Origin of the sequence: Wolbachia endosymbiont (group B) of Germaria angustata (genome assembly GCF_964026725.1) — a bacterium.
Lineage (GTDB): Bacteria > Pseudomonadota > Alphaproteobacteria > Rickettsiales > Anaplasmataceae > Wolbachia > Wolbachia pipientis_C.
The window spans coordinates 953,720-973,102 of sequence record NZ_OZ034691.1 but is presented as its reverse complement, the minus strand read 5'-3'; the positions used below and the strand labels follow the sequence as shown (position 1 = coordinate 973,102).

The window sequence follows — 19,383 nt, the reverse complement described above, 5'->3', positions numbered from 1 at the left end:
GATATTACCTTAAATAACCAACAACTTGCTGATTAATGGCACTTAGGCTACTAGGAGGAGAGACATAACTCATAAAACTCCTTGGCTGCTCATTATCTGCCACTATTTTTTCAGTATTAACGAAAGCTCTTTGCTGCTCATTTAATCTTTTTTCCATATGATCTTTGAAAGTAGCTAAACATTTACTAGTTTGTTTGTAATCAGGTAATGATTTTTTCGCAGCTACACATAAGAGCTTCAACAACTCATTATGATTTTCATCATTAGATAATGACTTATTGATAATGGTTGACTGCAGTTCTACTGGATTAAAATTTAGACTTTTCTTTGAAATGCCGCATTTCACAGCTGTTTCTCCTAATACTTCTTCAAAATTTTTTACAATATCTACTGCATCTATTATTTTTGTCACTCGATTAAGCTCCTCTATTTCATTTTTTACTTTATATTCGTCCTGTCCTACCGCAGGGTAAAAGAAATTTATTACTTGAGATATAAATGAAGTTGGTCTGCTTGCTCCGCTTGTCACTGATGATTTTTTAGTTTCCCTCCTTTTTCTGCGTGCACTACAAACTTGATATGCAGGATTTGTTGTACAAAACATATCTCTTACGCTATCATGAAATGCTTCCGCGTTGTTTGCGGATTGCAGTGCTTGATCAGCAGAATCTTCAGCTTCTCCTGTAAGATTCACTGTTTGATTGTGTAGTATTTTAGCCTTATCTTCCGTATCTTTAGCTTGTTTGGCAAAACCTTCTGAAGCATTTTTAGCTGCCTCTGCTGCTTTTTTAGCATCCAGAGTTTCATTTTTTGCTTTTCTTATCTCATGTAAAAACTGATCAGCTAATGTAGCACCTATTCCATCTTCTCCCTTGGAACCTGGCAATCCATTTGCACCTGGAGCTCCTTTCTCACCCCTATCACCTTTTATTCCCATGGCTCCGTCTAATCCTTTAGGACCAATATCTCCCTTTGTTCCATTTATACCTGGCTCACCTTTTATGCCTTTAGGGCCTATATCTCCTTTTAATCCGTCTATACCGGGCTCACCCTTGTTGCCTGTAAGACCTTGTGTACCATTGAAGCCCCTCAGACCTGGCTCTCCTTTAGGACCTTCTGGACCTTGCAATCCATTTGCACCTGGCGCTCCTTTGTCACCTTTAGAACCTATCTCTCCTTTTTCACCCCTATCACCTTTTATTCCCATGGCTCCATCTAATCCTTTAGGACCAATATCTCCTTTTGTTCCATTTATACCTGGCTCTCCTTTTATGCCTGGCTCTCCCTTAGGACCTTGTGCACCTGGCAATCCATCTGTTCCAGTATCTCCTTTGGGACTTTTTATCTTTCCTGGATTTTGTCTCAACTCTTCTGCTATTCCTTCACGTAAGACTGGATCATTTACCAGCACTTTTTTATCTTGATCATTTTTTGCTTCTAGTACTGCTCTTCCTAATTCACCTACTTTTTGAGTGTCAAAGAACTGATGAACAATATTTTCAACTATTGTTTTTGCTGCATTCACATCGCCTTTTAATTTGGCATACTCAAGCAAATACTCAACTAATTTTTCCTTGTCTATTTCTTGCTTCACGATTTCTAGAGCCTTTGCCTGCTTATTTAAATCACTATGAAGCAGAAGATACTTAGCAAGTGCCCAATCGCTCACCTTACCTTTTATAAGATTGTGAGCTTCTATCTCGCTCATATTGCTTCTATCAACAAGTAGTTTAGCAAGCTTTTCTGCAAATTTTTTATCTTTTTGGAAGGCTATAGGATCGGGATTATTTTTCTTTATGGCATCGCTTGTTATCTGACTCACAGTATCTTTTATAATGTTTTTTGCTTCCTCTAAAGAAAGTTTACTTACTACTCCTTCAGTAAGTTTTGCTACATCAATTTTATTCACAAGTTCCTGCGAATTAAGATTAATTTTACCGGCAATCTGAGTTGCAAGATTTTCACCTTTGATACCATTTGCGTTAAGAACTGCTTCTCCTAGCTCAGCTTTTTTACTGATAACTAATTCAGTTGCAATTTCTATAGCACTTGAGGCATCTCCCTTCTCACCTTTTGAGCCAGTATTTCCTTTAGAACCTTCTGGACCAGGAAAACCCCGGTCACCCTTATTACCTTTGGAACCTTGTTTGCCCTTTAACCCCCATTCACCGTTACGACCTGGTTCGCCCTTTTGGCCTGGAGGACCTTGTTTGCCCTTAACTAACGCTTTTAAAGAATCTTCTCGCTTTACACGCTCACCAAAAAAATGTGCTATTCTTTCTAAAAATCCCATAGAATTACGCTGATCTTCTTCCATTATAGCTGCTGCTAAAGGATATAGATGGGCTCTGTTAGAAGAAAATTCGGTAACAACTTGATTAATACTTGGAGTTATTCCATTAGTGCCTTGATTCCCTTTTTCTCCTTTAGGTCCTTGATCGCCTTTTGATCCATGCGCACCTGACGATCCAGTATCCCCCTTGTTACCTTGAGGACCAGGCGCTCCATCGAAGCCTCTATCACCTTTTTGTCCCCTTTTACCTGGCTTACCTTTAGGACCTTGTACACCAGTATGTTCTAATCTGTCTATTCTGCGTTTTAAAAGTTCAATTTCTGTTTCTAAATTTATATGTTCTTGAATATTCACATCAACCTCCAAAAAGTTATCAAAATTTTCTAAGTTATAATAATAAGGATATGGACCTGGTCTATTGTCGTTCTCATACCCAAAAGAATTAGGGTTAAAATTATAAAAATTTTTGCATGTGCTATTTTCATACGATATGCAACCAACATAACTATTGCCTAACTTTTTTACTGCGAAATAGGTATCTTGTGCTTTCAAGCTTTCCATTGTATGAAAAGGGAATAACTCGAATGTATTGCTTATACGAGTAAATGCTGAAATGATATCATTCAATATGCCAACTTTTCCACTAGTTAAATTATATACCTGAGCGCTCCTATATATTTTGTATATATTTCTTGATTCTTTAAACAAATAGTCTCCTATTTTTATTTTGAGTCTTTTATCAGGTGAACTTTTAAGATCTTCCAAAATAAGACTGACATTTTTGCTACTAATTATGTCTTTTGGATCTATTAAAACTTTCCTGTTTTCTAGCAGTTCATAATAAATACTACAGCTTTCACGATTATATGCCTTAACATGTAAACCATCTGTGTAACCATGAGGTATACGATCAATAGTATCTATCATAGTAATAATAATAAGGTTGATCAGAGGTAGTAACTAAAGCAAATTTGTAATCATTTCTTACGCTTTCTAGCTTTAGTTGTAGCCCTTGAGATAAGTCGTTTAGTATACTTCCCACGTCATGCTTCAAATCCCAAATTTGAAAACGCAGATCAATATTGTTGTCGATGATAATGTAAGATACACTAGGCAGGCTAAATGTTGTTTTGTTATTTAATCTTATTTGTGCATGTATCCTACGACCAGTTCTATTATTACAATCGTTTTGTGGAATATCTTCCTTTTCTAGTTTAAAACGCATTTCCACCTCCTTTTGCGATTAGATATAATTAATTGATGGGTATTAATTATTGATTAATACTGATGATCAGAAAATATAATTATATTTTACACTAATTTAATTATAAATTGATTTGTGAAAGAAAGTTGTTTTTTTACAACTGAGCATAAAAATGCTTTGTATTATCGAACTTCTTACCACTCCAGCTCTTTCATCTTATGGATGATATCGTTCCAGTGCTTGATACTGAAATCTAGTTCTTCCATAACCTCGTTGGAAAGGTCTTCAGTATAGGGACAAATTTTATTAATCTACAGAAACACCCTTACCCTCAGGATAAAGAAGCTAGTTAAATTTGTCAAGCAATTTTTTCATGACCAGCTAGATAAATAGCTACTTCTTCAATTTGATTGAGGTGAAAAATTGATTGCCGTTGCGGTAAATAAGCAACATTACTGAATCTTTGCCGTCTTTTTTTACTGCTGAATCAATTTGTTTTTGAAAATCATTAGTATTTTCAATATCGATTCCATCTAGTTGAATAATTATATCACCTTTCTTAATAACACGTAGTGTAGAATTACTACTACTATCTACACTAGTAACTACTACACCCTTTGTGGGTGCATTATTTTTTAGTTCTTTTGGCAAATTTGAAACGGTTAAACCACTTATATAACTAGATGTTGATTTATTTTCTTCTTGATTATTACCTGAATCATCATTTGTAGATTCCTCGATTGCAACCTTGATATTGACTTCCTTACCTTTTCTAAGTAACTTAACCTGTACTTTCTTTCCGGGCTCAGTTCGTGAAACCATATGAGGTAATTGCGTCATTCTATCAATTTTTTTGCCGTCAAATTCTAATAGTATATCACCTACTTTGATTCCTCCTTTCTCTGCAGGACTGCCCTTTACTACGCTTGCAACTAATGCACCTTTGATATCTTTTAAACCCAAGGATTCAGCAAATTCTTTTGTTATAGGCTGAACTTGCACACCAAGCCAACCATGTTTTATTTTTTTACCACTTTTTAATGTGTCAATAATTGAAATAGCTAGATTAGATGGTATAGCAAAGCCTATACCAACATTACCACCAGACTCAGATGGGGAATAAATAGCAGTATTAATACCTATAACTTTTCCATTGAGATGAAATAGTGGTCCTCCTGAATTGCCTCTGTTAATTGCAGCATCAGTTTGAATAAATTCATTCATAGTACCAATACTAATGTCTCTAGATCTTGCAGATATAATTCCTGTACTCACAGAGCCACCTAAACCAAATGGGTTACCTATTGCAATAACTGTATCACCAACTCTTGCTTTATCAGAATTACCAAATTCAACAAAAGGAAGATCTTTATCAGAATTAATCTTAAGCACAGCAAGGTCAGTTTTTGCATCATAGCCTAAAACTTCTGCTTTGAAATAAGTATTATCGTTCATAGTAACTGTAATATCTTGAGCATTTTTAATAACGTGATAGTTGGTTACTATGGTTCCACTTTTATCTATAATAAATCCAGAGCCAAGCAATGTCACCTCTCTGTTAACACTAGGAGCTCTATCAAAAAATTGATCAAAATGCTCAAAAAATTCTCTAAAATCATCAAAGAAATTATTTCTTGGTGTAAAAGGAATTTTAGTTCTACTGTTATTCTCTTGCTTAACTATTTGCTCACTTGAAATATTTACAACTGCAGGAATCAGTTCTTCCACTGTGTCAGCAAGACCTTGGTTGCAATTGCATACAGAATCTGCAACTGTTTTTGCAAACAGATTAGCATATGAAGAAAATGAAATTAAAAAATATGCAAATATAGATAAAATAATTTTCATAAACTATTTCCATCCCTTGTTCAAAATATCTAAGAAATTATTATTTGGTGAAAGCACAAATTTAGTATTACCCTCAGCAAATGATTTACTGTAAGCTTTCATAGAGCGATAAAAGTTAAAAAACTCTTCATCAACCTTGAATGCCTCATTATAGATTCTAGTTGCTTCAGCATAACCACGGCCTCTTATTTCATGTGATTCTTTTACTGCACTAGAGACAATTCCCCTTTTTAATTTATCAGCTTTTGATCTAATTTCTTGTCCAGCTTGTTCTCCTTCTGCTCTAATTTCTTTTGCTTCCTTTTCCCTTTCAGTTTGCATGCGGCGAAATATTGCAGAACTATTTTCTTCTGGTAGATCTGCTCTCTTAATTCTTACATCTATTATTTCTATGCCAAATTTTCCAGCTTCAGAATAAACTCCACGTTGAATTAATTGCATAACTTCTGATCTCTTTTCATTCAATAAACTAATTAATGAAAATCTTCCTATATTCTCCCTTATGTGAGCTTCTATGACAGGATATAATCTTCTAACTAGCCCTGATTCATTTTTCACAGTTTGATAAAAAGTGATAGGATCTATTATTTTATATTTTGCATAAGCATCTACTATAATACGCTTTTGATCTGCAGTTATCACTTCCCTTGGAGTTTTATCAGGACTTAGATCTAAAATTCTCTTATCAAGAAATTCTACGTTATTTATAAATGGTAGCTTAAAATATAAACCACTGTCCCTAACATCTTTTACGACTTTACCAAGTTGTATAACTATCGCTTGTTTTGTTTCTTGAACAACGAAGATTGAATTAGATAAGGCAATCAATAATACAACAAATATAAAAGCAAAAACAATTTTAATATTACTACTCATGACTATTTCCCTAAATTTGTAAGAGGTAAATAAGAGAACATACCTTTCAGATCGTCTGTTATAACAAACTTATCTACCTTGCTGAAAATATTTTCCATAGTTTCAAGATAAATACGATTCTTAACAAGAGAAGGATTTTGTCTATATTCTTCATAAAGAGATAAAAAGCGATTTGCATTACCTTTCGCTTCATTTATTATTTCGTTCTCATATGCTTCTGCATCTAACTTTATCTTTATTGCCTCACCTTTTGCACGAGGTATAATATCATTACTGTAAGCATATGCTTCGTTTATAGTACGCTCCTTATCTGCACGAGCACTTTGTACATCCCTAAATGAGCTAATCACTTTTTCTGGTGGGTCAATTTTTTTCATTTGAACAGATAAAATTTCTATACCCATTTGATATCCATCAAGAATCTGTTGCAATAAAATTCTAGTATCTCTGGAGATTTCAGCCCTACCTTGACCTTCGAGTGCAAAAGAGATCGTATTTTTACCTATTATTTCTCTCATAGCACTTTCAGCAGCATTTTTAACGCTGAAACCAGGCTTATAATCCCGCACTTTGAATAAATAATCTTTGGCATCTCTAACTCGCCACTGGACCTCAAAGTTAACGTTGACTATATTCTCATCTCCGGTAAGCATCACTCCTTCACCACGATCTGTATCTCGCCCATAAGAGCTGCTTATCCCAATTTCTTCGCGATTTACTTCTTTAACATTCACTTTAAAAACCTTACCAATAGGGTAGGAAAAGTGATAACGCAAACCAGATGTTTCTGTATTGGAATATTTGCCAAAAGTAAGTTCTATACCTTCCTCACTCGGATGGACAATATAGAAACCAGTACAAAAATAAAACAACAAAACAATGAAAATGATGAAATAAGGTTTTTTCCCTCTATTTCTGGTTAAGCCATTAAAAAAGCATCTTATATCAGACACAGCTTTACTTAAAATATCTTCATTACTTGGACCTGACGGTTTCTTTCCAAGATTCCAAGGATTACGCTCATCCATAAAAATTATTAATTGTATAACTAATACGTTGATATTACTTAATCTTATCGAAAAATGCAAAACTATTTTGTTTGCAAATTGAAACGAAGAATATTATCATACACTTTCTTTTCTCTATATAGTACGGTTGATTCTATAGAATTTTCTGGCTTTTTTTAAACTCTTTATTGTCGTTTTTGATAAGTATTTTTAGTTGTATATTAATTATTAACATAAAAGACAATGCCTGGGATTTAGGAAACTTAATTTTAATCAAGTAGCTGCGTAATAAATCATTGTCAAGTGATGGAATGACATTATCTACTATGCAAATTACCTGCAAATTGCAATGTTCAAACAATTGTGTATCTGAGTTTTGAGATGACGAAACTAGGGTTGTATAATCTATACATATTTGTGATAACTTCTCACCTTCGCTCAAATAACTTTTCAATATCGCTTAATTTCATTTCTATATAGGTTGGCCTTCCGTGATTACATTGTCCAGAATAAGGTGTCTTTTCCATTTGCCTCAATAATTCATTCATCTCCTCCAATTTCATCTTTCTGCCTGCTCTTATTGATCCATAACAAGCAATTGTGGCTAGTATTTTATTCACCTTATCCTCTATAGGTAATATATCTTCTATTTCTGTTAGTCTATCCACTATATCAATGAGCATTCTCTTTGTGTCTACTGTTCCTAAGATTGCAGGCACTTCTTTTACTATGATCTTATTTTCTGGTTTAATTTCAATCTCAAAACCCATCTCAAAAAGTTTATCTTTATAAGTTTTAATCATCTCCATTCCAGCTTGATTTTTGATTTCAACCATTTCAGGCAAAAGAAGTTTTTGTCTTTTTATACTTGATTTCTCCTTTAAGCACTCGTATACTAGTCTTTCATGGGCTGCATGCTGATCTACTATAATTAGTTTGTCTCTTACCTCGGCAATAATATAAGTATTGTAGATTTGACAGTGTGCAAACCCAAGTGGATAGTCCCTTATTAGATCGGTTTGTTTCTTTTCCAAAATTGTAGTTTCCGCTCGCGGAGGAGATTTTTGCATACCAGTATAATCAAACGATTTTGAATGTTCTGATAAGCTTTTTGTCTCTATATTTGGAGAAGTAAATTCTCTCATTAACTGGTTTTCAAAAGGATCAGACCTTCTTCCATAAAATTCATTTTTAAGACTAGACCTACTAAAAGGATCTGATGATAGATGATTCCTTGTTATCTCAGTCTGGCTCACCACAGTTTCTGCAAGATCTATTCTCTTTGATAATACTTTTATTAGCCCTCTTCTCACTATTTCATATATTAGCCTCTTGTTCTGAAACCTTACCTCTGATTTATTTGGATGCACATTTACATCTACTTGATCATACGGTATCTCTAAGTGCAACGCTGCAAAGGGATATCTATTGCTTGGAATAAGATCATGATACGCATAACGGATTGCGCCAATAAGTAGATTGTCTTTAATTGGTCTACCATTAACAAATGTATAGATCTGAGTTGAATTGCTACGATTGAGAGTAGGTTTACAGATGTATCCTGTAAGTCTAATGCCATCTTCTTCTTCACTAATTTGCAAAGAGTTTTCATGAAATTCTTTTTCTACTTCGCATAGCCTGCTAAATAATGAGGTCTGCTTAGCATACTTAAGAAGTTTCTTATTATCGGAGATAAGAGTAAACTCAATTCCATAATTGATCATTGCTAAGTTGTTTACAATATCAACAATGCTTTGTGTTTCTGCCCTTTCGGTTTTGAGAAATTTTAGTCTATTTGGTGTGGCAAAAAATAAATCTCGTACTTCAATATATGTTCCTATCGATAAAGGATAAGGAACAAGCTCTCCTATTTTTTCTCCCCCCTCATACCTTATAGACCATGCTTGATCTACTTTGCTTGCCTTAGATGATAATTTTATTCTGCTTACTGCTGCAATTGAAGGCAAAGCTTCTCCTCTAAAGCCAAGATGCTTGATCTCTATCAATTCACTGTCACTCAATTTTGAAGTAGCATGGCGCATAAACGCAAGTTCTAAATCATCCTTTTTTACTCCGCTACCATCATCGATTACAGTAATGAGGTTACGCCCACCACTTTCTATCTTAATTTCTATCTCTGAGCTTCTGGCATCTATTGCATTTTCCACTAATTCCTTTACCACACTTGCAGGCCTTTCTATTACCTCTCCTGCTGCTATACGATTTATGGTTTTTGTATCTAAAAGAACTATTGCCATTATAATGTTGGTTTTTCTTTTACTGCTTGAGTTTGCTCCTCTCTCCATTTTTTTAATCTATCTGCAATTTCACTATTAGAAATCGACAATATAGATGCAGCAGTAATAGCGGCATTGCATGCTCCACTCTCTCCTATAGACATTGTTGAAACCGGAACACCTTTTGGCATCTGCACTATAGATAATAGACTATCTAGCCCATTTAATTGTTTGCTATGCACAGGAATACCGATAACAGGTAAATAAGTGAGCGATGCAACCATACCAGGCAAATGAGCCGCTCCTCCTGCACCAGCTATAATAACCTTAAAGCCTTTTTCTTGAGCAGACTTAGTAAAATTAAAGAGTCTCTCTGGTGTTCTGTGTGCGGATATTATAAATACATCATGTGAAATTTCCAATTCTTTTAATAGGTTAATAGCATGCACCATAGTGCCATAATCCGACTCGCTTCCCATAATTACAGCAACATCCTTTTTCATTTTTTCTGTATTAGACATGATTTTATTTACTAACCAAATAGTATTTTAGAAGCAACAGATATTTAAATTAAATTACGAATATGATATAGCATTCTCATTAAATAGAAACTTTAAAAATTGAAATGAATCCCTATATTAAAATAAATATAGAGGTATAAATTTCGGATATTAAGGGTCTATTCATAATCTTTTTAGAAGCAAAGCGGTGGAAGCAAGAAGACGATTTGTAAGCTAGTATTGAATTTTGCTTATCACGATTGTCTACACTTTTCTATAAGAGTATTAGAGACTTACCTTTTGACAATACGGCAAAGATCTCTACAGTTACATCCTTTTATTTGTTTCTTTGCAACTACTTTTTTATATATGTTTCAAAACACTTTCTTTACTTCCGCTATGTTTTTTACTTCATTTATTAAAATAATCTTGCCATTTTGAAAACATTGTTGATTCACTGAAGCCACTTTTTAGGACCTGTAACACTATGTAAAATACATCCTAAATCTTCTTGATTTTGTTTCTTTCTACAGAACTCTACTCAGTTTTTCTCCTACTCATCTTGCTCTGTTTTCATAATTTACATACTCTATCTCCTGCTTTATTCCTTTCTTGAGATCATATACAGTCTCTAAAACGAGTTTGTAAAATGATTATTTCTGTATTTTAAACTTTGCAATTTCAACTTATTCTCTTTAATAGTAAGTTTTTTTACAAAATAATAGTTTGAAATTACTAGTATTTTGATAAAAATTATAGTCAATTTAAAATTTTGAGTATCAGATAGTTATTGACAAGTTATATACTATTAATATATTGGTATATTAAATATTATGATATAATATTTAATATAGCTAGTTGGTATGTGAGAGTAAAAATTATGGAAACAATATCATTAAACAATCTGGATAGTCAAGCAATAAAAAAAAAATTGCTTGACATAATAAGTAAAATTATAGGAAAAAATACTTGGACTCAAGCTTGTGCGGCTGAGAAACTTGGTGTTGATCAACCAAAGGTGTCACAAATTAAAAGTGGTAAGATAAGTGGTTTTTCTTTAGAGAGACTGTTAGGTTTTTTGAAAAAGCTTGATCATGAAATAACAATTACAATAACAGGAAATCAATCAGTAAAAGCTAAAGAAGAAAAAGTAGAATATAGAATTGGATCTCAATAGATCCGAAGTTGACATCTTATTTTTTGTGATATAGTATAAAGCTTATCAAGGTAGTATTTTATGGTTGAGTCTATTGTAGAAAAGTGTGTAGAACAGGTACATAACCGTTTTAAATTGGTTCTTCTAGCAAGTCAAAGAACGCATGATTTGAGTACAGGGGCAAGCGATCCCGTTGAAATGGTTAAGTTTAAAGATCATAAGGATACGATAGTTTCTTTATATGAAATAGCAGAAAAGAAGGTGAATACCCATGAGTTGTTTAACCTTTTGGTGAAAAGGTGCAAGGAGCACATGAAAGGAAACACAGATAATACTTATGTTAATAGTCCAAGTAAGCTAGCAAATTTGTTAAATTTTTCTGATCATCAATTTAACACAAGTCTGGATGTAAGTCAAGAAAGCCACGATGATGAAATGGATGATTAAGATAGTGGTGAAGAAGTACAGATTTAGAAATTTGCAGAGGTTAAATAGCTTATAAATGATTAGTATTGCTATCTATGCGCTTTTGTTCTGTATGAGTGTAATGTTATGTTGTATAGTATTTAGGTCAAGTGATGTGTACAATAAGATTTTAGCATTCAATAATTTATCAACACAAGTAGTTTTACTCATAACAGCAATATCGATTATTCTGAATGATTTTTTTTTAATTGATATAGCATTGCTATATGCTAGCATCAGCTTTATATCAACTATAGCGCTAATGAGATTAATGTTGTTTTGATAATTTATGGTAGCATCCATTCTCATATTTTTAGGTGTTTGTTTAATAGTCATTTCAAGCGTAGGAGTAGTAGTATTTCCTGATTTCTATACTAGACTACATGCTGCAGGTATTGCAGATTCTAGTGGAGCAATGTTGTTGTTGATTGGTTTTGCTTGGCAAAATGAATTTTCAATCAATACTATTAAAGTTATATTATTGATTTTTATAATATGGATAGCCAATTCAACTAACAGTTATATTTTAGCGCGTACTTATTATAAAAGTAAAGACTACTAAAGAAGGTTAAGATGCTAGAAATACTGAATCTAATATTACTTTTGCTGTTACTCACGGTTACAGTTTTTATAGTTCTTTCGAAACATTTGATTGTAAGTGCTGTTCTAATGTGTGTATTTAGTGCACTTATTGCACTTATGTACTTGATTATGAATGCGCCAGATGTTGCAATTACTGAAGCTTCTGTTGGTGCAGGATTGAGCACAGTCTTTACGTTTGCAGCACTCTCTTTGGTAAAGAATTACAAAGCAAATTTATCTCATAGCCCCACAACACTTTTTTTTATGTTATTTTTGACTGCATGTTTATCATACTTTATGATTCAATTACCAGATTTTGGCAGTCATAATGCTCCAGTTCACTTGCACGTTGCTCCTTATTATGTAGAAAATACTGAAAAAGCTATTGGTATTCCTAATATAGTGACAGCTGTTTTAGCAAGCTTTCGTGGCTATGACACATTTGGAGAAACTATAGTAGTTTTTACTGCTGCACTTTGTATAATGTTAATATTAGAAGAGAAAGAAAGTGATTAAAGATCCGGTATTAAGTGCAGTAACATTTTTGATGATACCTTTTATCATTTTGTTTGGTTTATACATACAGTTTCATGGTGACTATATTCCAGGTGGAGGTTTTCAGGCGGGAATAATTATTGCTTCTGGGATAATATTATATTCTATGTTATTTGATATACCTACAACTTTAAAAGCAATACCTTACTCTATTATCAAATTTACTAACGTACTAGGTATTTTAACCTATGGAGGAGCTGGTATTATAACAGTTTTATTTGGCCAAAATTTTTTATCCTATAGTATATTGTCAGCTGATAGTAGAACAGGTCAAAAATTGGGTATTTTCTTAGTGGAGCTGGGTGTATTGCTTACCGTCTCTTCTTCCATGTTAATCATATATATAAATTTTGCTCGCAAGAAAAAACAATGACTCTATATAATTATGTAGGCATTACTATATTAATGGTGCTAGGTTTCTATATCATTGTAAATGATAAAAACTTAATCAAAAAAATGATGGGATTAAGTATCTTACAAGCATCTGTTTTGTTGTTTTACATATCTTTAGGGTATGTAAAAAGTTCTTCACCTCCTATATTGACTTCAAATTTTCACTTATATACCAATCCTATACCTCACGTCTTAATGCTTACTGCTATAGTGGTTGGAATTGCAACATTTTCAGTTGGATTGTCCATAGTAGTAAGAATGGAGAGATTAGTTGATTAAGAAGAGTGTGAATAAATTGACAGTATCTTAAACTATATGAAGTAGCAAGTAACTATAAATTAAGAATAAAACTATAAGCTTGCTAATTGTAGGTTTATTTGATAAGTAAGAAATAAAATTATGAACTGTAAAGGTAATGATGTCAACTATTAATGGTACGGAAGATAGGAAAAAGATCATCAAAGATCTTGTAACCAAAAGTATAAGAAAGGGCGGTTTTATCACTTTTGATGATATAAATGATAAGTTGTCAGATGAAAGTTTTCCACCTGATTTTATAGATGATACTATAGCTTTATTGCAAGACTCTGGAATTAACATACTCGAAAGTAGTGAAGATGAGGAAGAAGCTCCTTCTAATGATGGTGGTAATAAGCTTGATGATGATGAGACATCGTTGAATACTACTACAACTTTAGTGCAAAATGATGATCCAGTAAGGATTTATTTACAAGATATGAGCTCTGTAAAGCTTTTGTCACGAGCAGATGAAATTAAGATAGCAAAAAAAATTGAATCTGAAAAGCATAACATGTTACGTGCAATAATTGAAACATCAGTGGCATTCAAAATAATCAAAACATGGCGTGATGATTTAAGTGGTGGAACTTTTTTACTGAGAGAAATTATAAATCTGGATGCAATTTATAACTCTGATTTCAATATGGTAGACAAAGAAGAAAGTGAAGCTGAAGATGTTAGAGATTGTGTTAATGATGAGGAAAAAGGTAATGAGAGTGAAGACATAAGTTCAGCTAACTTAAATATTTCTGTTCTTGAAATGGAAAGTGATTTATTGCCAAAGGTTATCACGGCATTGGATGAGATCATTGCTTTAACAAATGAAGCATTGGTATTGAAAAAAAATTCTAAAGATTTCTCTAATGAGCTAGAAAATTTATATAATCAAATATGGTCTGTAGCATTACAAATTCAGTTTAGTGATGCTGCTATTACCAGAATTACACAAAAACTTTACGAAATAAATAGACTAATCACGTTTGAAGAAGCTAATCTTATTACTGAAGCTAGAAAGTACGATATTGATAGAGAAAGTTTTTATAATGTTTATGATGATGTGCTTTTAGAGCACGAGTTTAGTGAAATAAGTTTTCTCAAGATTAATGAAAATCAATCTCTTTTTACAGGTGAATTAAAAAATAAATTCTTAAGGTTTATAAACGATAGCTATGAGTATATAGCTAGTGCCTTAAGCAATATTAAGAGTTATGTACAAGGAGATAAAGTTCAGGAGTTTAAGAAGGTAATTAAGAGAATACAGAAACATGAACAAGAAGTCTCTCAAGCAAAGCAAGAAATGATTAAGGCTAATTTAAGGCTAGTGGTTTCGATTGCTAAAAAGTATTCAAAAAGAGGCCTTGATCTGCTTGATTTGATACAAGAAGGTAATATTGGTCTTATGAAGGCTGTGGATAAGTTTGATTACAAACGTGGGTATAAATTTTCGACTTATGGTACTTGGTGGGTAAAACAATCAATCACTAGGGCAATACCTGAACAGTCTAAAGTAGTTAGAATACCAGTACATATGGTGGAAATTATCAGTAAAATCAACAAAGCATTAAGAAAGATGACTCATGAAATGGGTAGAGAGCCTACATTAGAGGAATTGAGTATAGAATTGGCAATGCCGCTAGAAAGAATACGCAAAGTTATGAAGATAGCAAGAGATCCGGTAAGTCTTGAAGCTCCAATAGGAAAGGATGATAGTAGTACCTTCGGTGATTGTATAGAAGATAAGCGAGTTTCTAAACCAGAGGATGCTGCAATACTTGCCGACTTGCGTGGCATTACGACCAATGTTCTTGCAACTTTAACACCAAAAGAAGAAAGAATTCTAAGGATGCGCTTTGGCCTTGGTAAAGATGGAAAGGAGCATACCTTAGAAGAAGTAGGAAAAATTTTTAATGTTACACGTGAAAGAATTAGGCAAATAGAGGCAAAAGCACTACGTAAGTTGAAACATCCAAGCCGTGCTAAAAAACTTAGAGGTTTCTTTTAAGGCAGAAGGGCTGCTCAAAAAATAGGTAAATTCAGCCAAAGTTCTATAATTTTACCCTATTTTTCTTTTTTTATAGGCTTTATAGAGCAGTATGATTAGATATTGAATGTTATGGCAAATAAAAATAATAACTCTAATTCAAAGTGTAAAAATTTTTGTGTTCTGGGTGATAGTTTATCTGATAATGGTGTAATTATTGAAATTTTAATAACTTATCCTTTGTAAGAAATGTGAAACTTAATGCCCCTTTTTATTAAGGAGGATTTTTAGCAATGGCCTTACTGTTGTTGAATATTTAGCAAAGTATTTAGGTTTAGAAGAATTTAAGTCATCATGGAGATGCTCATTTTTTGATTGATACTATGAACAGCAAGATCATAACTATGCGATTTTATATGCAACAGCATCTGAAATTCTTAACCCTATTTTTTCTTATTTCCTCAATAAATTTCGTTTAGTTAATCAGCTAAACGCAGTAATTAAACATCATCCAGACGTAGGTAAAGGAGATTTTATTTTTCATTATAATCGAGGAAATAATATTATGGGTGCCACTGCTTATAACAATGTTAAAGCAGAAAAAGTATTGAAATAAAGCGGTTAGTGAAATATGTATGCATTTGGTTCTAAATGAATATGGTGTAAAGCATGTGATTGTTGCAAATGTGACTGAGGTTGGTTTGATACTAGCTTTAATAAAGACGAAAAGCAAGAGAGCTGGCTGCAAAGCTTACACAGAGTTTCAATACAAAACTAGCTAATGATTTAGATTATATGAAGAAAGGTGCAGATCTTGAAATAAAAGCATTCGATCTTAACTCTAAAATAAAAAGTATGCTTGGTAAATATAAGAGCAAAGGGTTAAATGATCGAGATGCATACCTATCAAACATCGTAGACCAGTTTGGGGGAGGGTGATTTGGAAAAAGTATGAAGATACTCTTGTTGATATTTAAAGGAAGGCTTGATACTTACTATAATTCTGGATGCAGCACAGAAATACTAAAGGATTATTTCTTCTTTGATTATTTTTATACAACTGCAGAACCTTATTGTGAAGTTGGTAATGAAATGTATGAGTTGATAAAAAATTAGATTTCTTTTAAACATCTTTACGGTTTGTAGTAACTATCTGCGTATCTGAATGGTAAAGGTAGGGGGGTAAACAAAGTAATCTAAAATATAGAGAAAATACACAACGGTGCTTGATACATAGCTATTACGATTTTATTCTCTTTTTGTCATTTTAGTGCTAGAATGACATTCTGCTAGTGAAGTTTATTCTTTGATATATTAACTATAAATATAGAGAAGTCTTACTAAATAAAAAGGTAAAAGGAACCTCTGAGTAGTGAAATTTTGACTCTATATTACTGTAAGTGGTGCTGTAATAATGTTCTAACAAGCGCGACTTGGCTGAGTATAGAAAAAATTTAAAAAACCGCTATAATTTTACGTAATCTACCAATAAACACCTAAGTTTTTACTGGATTTTGTGATTGATCCTATAGTCAAAAACAAATTTTGAGTCATAAATACTTTTAGTGCCATAATAAAATAGGGAGGTTTGTCAAGTAAAGTTCTTTATTTCATCAGATGCGCTGCCAAATTGTTATGCAAGCAAGTTTTTTAGTTTTCGTATATCCGAAGTAATTCTTGTGCATTGGCCTTGATTAGAGTCGGACATTCTCTATCATTTAATAATGAATGCAATATTTCAATTGCACCTTTAATGTCGTTACTGTGTATCTTTACTATAGCAATAGCTTCTTGGCTTGAATAAGGGTACACTGCATTTGATTCTAAATTACTAATTTTATCTTTATTTGTTTTTTCAACGCTGGAGTGAAGTAAGCTCATTACTTCTAAGTATTGTGCTAACTCACGCAAAACATCAGGAGCATCTTTATCATCTGCCAAATTATTATAAATAATAGATGCTGTGTCTGTTGGCATTGAATCTGAGATATGATTGAATGCGCGTTCAAAATTTGCTAAATACTCCCAATTTGAATCTATTTCTTCTAGCAGCGACTTATTATCTTTTTTTAAGAATAATACTTCGTAAAACTTGTCACCTGCAGTTATAGATTGTTTTGTGTTATCAATGTTGCGCAATAAGTATAATGTGATGCCAACTAACATTGGCGCGAGAGCAAGCAGAAAGATGTATTTTTTCATGGTAATATTCCAAATAGTTATATATTTATACATTAATGCTTTTGATTTGCAAAAACATATTGACATAGTGATTATATCACATAATAATATTCTTAAGGTTGTTTGAATAGTTGGAGATTAAAATATTTCTAAAGTAGAAATAAAGACAGCAGTATTAAGCTAAATTATTTTTTGTCGGATTTATCCGATGTACCCTCAACCTTTTATAGGTTGAAGTCTAAATTTGAGAGTTTGATCCTGGCTCAGAATGAACGCTGGCGGCAGGCCTAACACATGCAAGTCGAACGGAGTTATATTGTAGCTTGCTATAGTATAACTTAGTGGCAGACGGGTGAGTAATGTATAGGAATCTACCTAGTAGTACGGAATAATTGTTGGAAACGGCAACTAATACCGTATACGCCCTACGGGGGAAAAATTTATTGCTATTAGATGAGCCTATATTAGATTAGCTAGTTGGTGGAGTAATAGCCTACCAAGGCAATGATCTATAGCTGATCTGAGAGGATGATCAGCCACACTGGAACTGAGATACGGTCCAGACTCCTACGGGAGGCAGCAGTGGGGAATATTGGACAATGGGCGAAAGCCTGATCCAGCCATGCCGCATGAGTGAAGAAGGCCTTTGGGTTGTAAAGCTCTTTTAGTGAGGAAGATAATGACGGTACTCACAGAAGAAGTCCTGGCTAACTCCGTGCCAGCAGCCGCGGTAATACGGAGAGGGCTAGCGTTATTCGGAATTATTGGGCGTAAAGGGCGCGTAGGCTGGTTAATAAGTTAAAAGTGAAATCCCGAGGCTTAACCTTGGAATTGCTTTTAAAACTATTAATCTAGAGATTGAAAGAGGATAGAGGAATTCCTGATGTAGAGGTAAAATTCGTAAATATTAGGAGGAACACCAGTGGCGAAGGCGTCTATCTGGTTCAAATCTGACGCTGAAGCGCGAAGGCGTGGGGAGCAAACAGGATTAGATACCCTGGTAGTCCACGCTGTAAACGATGAATGTTAAATATGGGAAGTTTACTTTCTGTATTACAGCTAACGCGTTAAACATTCCGCCTGGGGACTACGGTCGCAAGATTAAAACTCAAAGGAATTGACGGGGACCCGCACAAGCGGTGGAGCATGTGGTTTAATTCGATGCAACGCGAAAAACCTTACCACTTCTTGACATGGAAATCATACCTATTCGAAGGGATAGGGTCGGTTCGGCCGGATTTCACACAAGTGTTGCATGGCTGTCGTCAGCTCGTGTCGTGAGATGTTGGGTTAAGTCCCGCAACGAGCGCAACCCTCATCCTTAGTTGCTATCAGGTAATGCTGAGTACTTTAAGGAAACTGCCAGTGATAAGCTGGAGGAAGGTGGGGATGATGTCAAGTCATCATGGCCTTTATGGAGTGGGCTACACACGTGCTACAATGGTGTCTACAATGGGTTGCAAGGTGCGCAAGCCTAAGCTAATCCCTAAAAGACATCTCAGTTCGGATTGTACTCTGCAACTCGAGTACATGAAGTTGGAATCGCTAGTAATCGTGGATCAGCATGCCACGGTGAATACGTTCTCGGGTCTTGTACACACTGCCCGTCACGCCATGGGAATTGGTTTCACTCGAAGCTAATGGCCTAACCGCAAGGAAGGAGTTATTTAAAGTGGGATCAGTGACTGGGGTGAAGTCGTAACAAGGTAGCAGTAGGGGAATCTGCAGCTGGATTACCTCCTTAGGCTTTGTACGTAATTCACCATTTCAAATAATAGTGTCATTATGTACTATACTGCTGTCTT

Annotated in this window: 20 protein-coding genes and 1 rRNA gene; 12 read left to right on the top strand and 9 right to left on the bottom strand. The window is 33.9% G+C overall.

From position 1 onward, the window contains the following. Positions 1 to 4: 4 nt before the first annotated feature. From AAGD63_RS04700 to purE, 8 genes are all read right to left on the bottom strand, one after another. Complete coding sequence (locus AAGD63_RS04700) at positions 5 to 3,220, bottom strand: collagen-like protein (RefSeq protein WP_341813206.1); 3,216 nt, start codon at positions 3,218 to 3,220, stop codon at positions 5 to 7. Then, positions 3,204 to 3,518, bottom strand: a complete 315-nt coding sequence (locus AAGD63_RS04695; RefSeq protein ID WP_341813205.1) for a hypothetical protein — start codon at positions 3,516 to 3,518, stop codon at positions 3,204 to 3,206. The genes AAGD63_RS04700 and AAGD63_RS04695 overlap by 17 nt, the downstream gene beginning before the upstream one ends. Before the next feature lie 372 nt (positions 3,519 to 3,890). Beyond that, on the bottom strand, positions 3,891 to 5,345 hold the full coding sequence (locus AAGD63_RS04690; protein ID WP_341813204.1) for a DegQ family serine endoprotease: 1,455 nt from the start codon (positions 5,343 to 5,345) through the stop codon (positions 3,891 to 3,893). 3 nt (positions 5,346 to 5,348) lie between these two features. Then, complete coding sequence (gene hflC / locus AAGD63_RS04685) at positions 5,349 to 6,221, bottom strand: protease modulator HflC (protein WP_010407101.1); 873 nt, start codon at positions 6,219 to 6,221, stop codon at positions 5,349 to 5,351. A 2-nt stretch (positions 6,222 to 6,223) separates the two neighbouring features. Continuing rightward, positions 6,224 to 7,249: an FtsH protease activity modulator HflK gene (hflK, locus tag AAGD63_RS04680; RefSeq protein ID WP_341813203.1), complete on the bottom strand. Its 1,026-nt coding sequence runs from the start codon at positions 7,247 to 7,249 to the stop codon at positions 6,224 to 6,226. 133 nt (positions 7,250 to 7,382) lie between these two features. Beyond that, the gene (locus tag AAGD63_RS04675; RefSeq protein ID WP_264330793.1) at positions 7,383 to 7,682 is read right to left on the bottom strand and encodes a hypothetical protein; all 300 of its coding nucleotides are present in this window, start codon (positions 7,680 to 7,682) and stop codon (positions 7,383 to 7,385) included. Next, the gene (gene mutL, locus AAGD63_RS04670; RefSeq protein ID WP_341813202.1) at positions 7,657 to 9,486 is read right to left on the bottom strand and encodes a DNA mismatch repair endonuclease MutL; all 1,830 of its coding nucleotides are present in this window, start codon (positions 9,484 to 9,486) and stop codon (positions 7,657 to 7,659) included. Before mutL ends, AAGD63_RS04675 begins: the two co-directional genes overlap by 26 nt. Beyond that, positions 9,486 to 9,986 carry a 5-(carboxyamino)imidazole ribonucleotide mutase gene (purE, locus tag AAGD63_RS04665; RefSeq protein ID WP_143689212.1) on the bottom strand — a complete coding sequence of 167 codons (501 nt, stop codon included), beginning with the start codon at positions 9,984 to 9,986 and terminating at the stop codon, positions 9,486 to 9,488. Before purE ends, mutL begins: the two co-directional genes overlap by 1 nt. A gap of 859 nt (positions 9,987 to 10,845) precedes the next feature. Between purE and AAGD63_RS04660 the strand changes: the two genes are divergently transcribed. The 11 genes from AAGD63_RS04660 to AAGD63_RS04610 all read left to right on the top strand — a co-directional run bounded on the left by AAGD63_RS04660 (position 10,846) and on the right by AAGD63_RS04610 (position 16,513). Further along, complete coding sequence (locus AAGD63_RS04660) at positions 10,846 to 11,142, top strand: helix-turn-helix domain-containing protein (RefSeq protein ID WP_341813201.1); 297 nt, start codon at positions 10,846 to 10,848, stop codon at positions 11,140 to 11,142. A gap of 60 nt (positions 11,143 to 11,202) precedes the next feature. Then, complete coding sequence (rpoZ, locus tag AAGD63_RS04655) at positions 11,203 to 11,568, top strand: DNA-directed RNA polymerase subunit omega (RefSeq protein ID WP_341813200.1); 366 nt, start codon at positions 11,203 to 11,205, stop codon at positions 11,566 to 11,568. Positions 11,569 to 11,623: 55 nt separating this feature from the next. Beyond that, positions 11,624 to 11,869, top strand: a complete 246-nt coding sequence (locus AAGD63_RS04650; protein WP_039950888.1) for a monovalent cation/H+ antiporter complex subunit F — start codon at positions 11,624 to 11,626, stop codon at positions 11,867 to 11,869. A gap of 6 nt (positions 11,870 to 11,875) precedes the next feature. Next, positions 11,876 to 12,148, top strand: a complete 273-nt coding sequence (gene mnhG / locus AAGD63_RS04645; RefSeq protein WP_012481981.1) for a monovalent cation/H(+) antiporter subunit G — start codon at positions 11,876 to 11,878, stop codon at positions 12,146 to 12,148. A gap of 11 nt (positions 12,149 to 12,159) precedes the next feature. Beyond that, positions 12,160 to 12,684 carry a DUF4040 domain-containing protein gene (locus AAGD63_RS04640; protein WP_341813199.1) on the top strand — a complete coding sequence of 175 codons (525 nt, stop codon included), beginning with the start codon at positions 12,160 to 12,162 and terminating at the stop codon, positions 12,682 to 12,684. After that, positions 12,677 to 13,096: a Na(+)/H(+) antiporter subunit B gene (locus tag AAGD63_RS04635; protein ID WP_341813198.1), complete on the top strand. Its 420-nt coding sequence runs from the start codon at positions 12,677 to 12,679 to the stop codon at positions 13,094 to 13,096. Before AAGD63_RS04640 ends, AAGD63_RS04635 begins: the two co-directional genes overlap by 8 nt. After that, positions 13,093 to 13,395 carry a cation:proton antiporter subunit C gene (locus tag AAGD63_RS04630; RefSeq protein ID WP_341813197.1) on the top strand — a complete coding sequence of 101 codons (303 nt, stop codon included), beginning with the start codon at positions 13,093 to 13,095 and terminating at the stop codon, positions 13,393 to 13,395. The genes AAGD63_RS04635 and AAGD63_RS04630 overlap by 4 nt, the downstream gene beginning before the upstream one ends. A 139-nt stretch (positions 13,396 to 13,534) precedes the next feature. Beyond that, positions 13,535 to 15,418 (top strand): RNA polymerase sigma factor RpoD, encoded by a 1,884-nt coding sequence (gene rpoD, locus AAGD63_RS04625; protein ID WP_341813800.1) that lies wholly within the window; start codon positions 13,535 to 13,537, stop codon positions 15,416 to 15,418. A 614-nt stretch (positions 15,419 to 16,032) separates the two neighbouring features. Further along, positions 16,033 to 16,179, top strand: a complete 147-nt coding sequence (locus AAGD63_RS04620; protein WP_341813196.1) for a GDSL family lipase — start codon at positions 16,033 to 16,035, stop codon at positions 16,177 to 16,179. Positions 16,180 to 16,192: 13 nt separating this feature from the next. Then, positions 16,193 to 16,336, top strand: a complete 144-nt coding sequence (locus AAGD63_RS04615) for a GDSL family lipase (protein WP_341813195.1) — start codon at positions 16,193 to 16,195, stop codon at positions 16,334 to 16,336. 12 nt (positions 16,337 to 16,348) lie between these two features. Further along, positions 16,349 to 16,513, top strand: coding sequence for a GDSL family lipase (locus AAGD63_RS04610; RefSeq protein WP_341813194.1), 165 nt, complete (start codon positions 16,349 to 16,351; stop codon positions 16,511 to 16,513). Positions 16,514 to 17,047: 534 nt separating this feature from the next. Here the strand turns inward: AAGD63_RS04610 and AAGD63_RS04605 are convergent. Next, positions 17,048 to 17,665, bottom strand: a complete 618-nt coding sequence (locus AAGD63_RS04605) for a hypothetical protein (protein WP_341813193.1) — start codon at positions 17,663 to 17,665, stop codon at positions 17,048 to 17,050. Between the two features lie 153 nt (positions 17,666 to 17,818). On the opposite strand from AAGD63_RS04605, the gene AAGD63_RS04600 reads away from it, so the two are divergent. Next, a 16S ribosomal RNA gene (locus AAGD63_RS04600) occupies positions 17,819 to 19,322 on the top strand. Positions 19,323 to 19,383 lie beyond the last annotated feature (61 nt).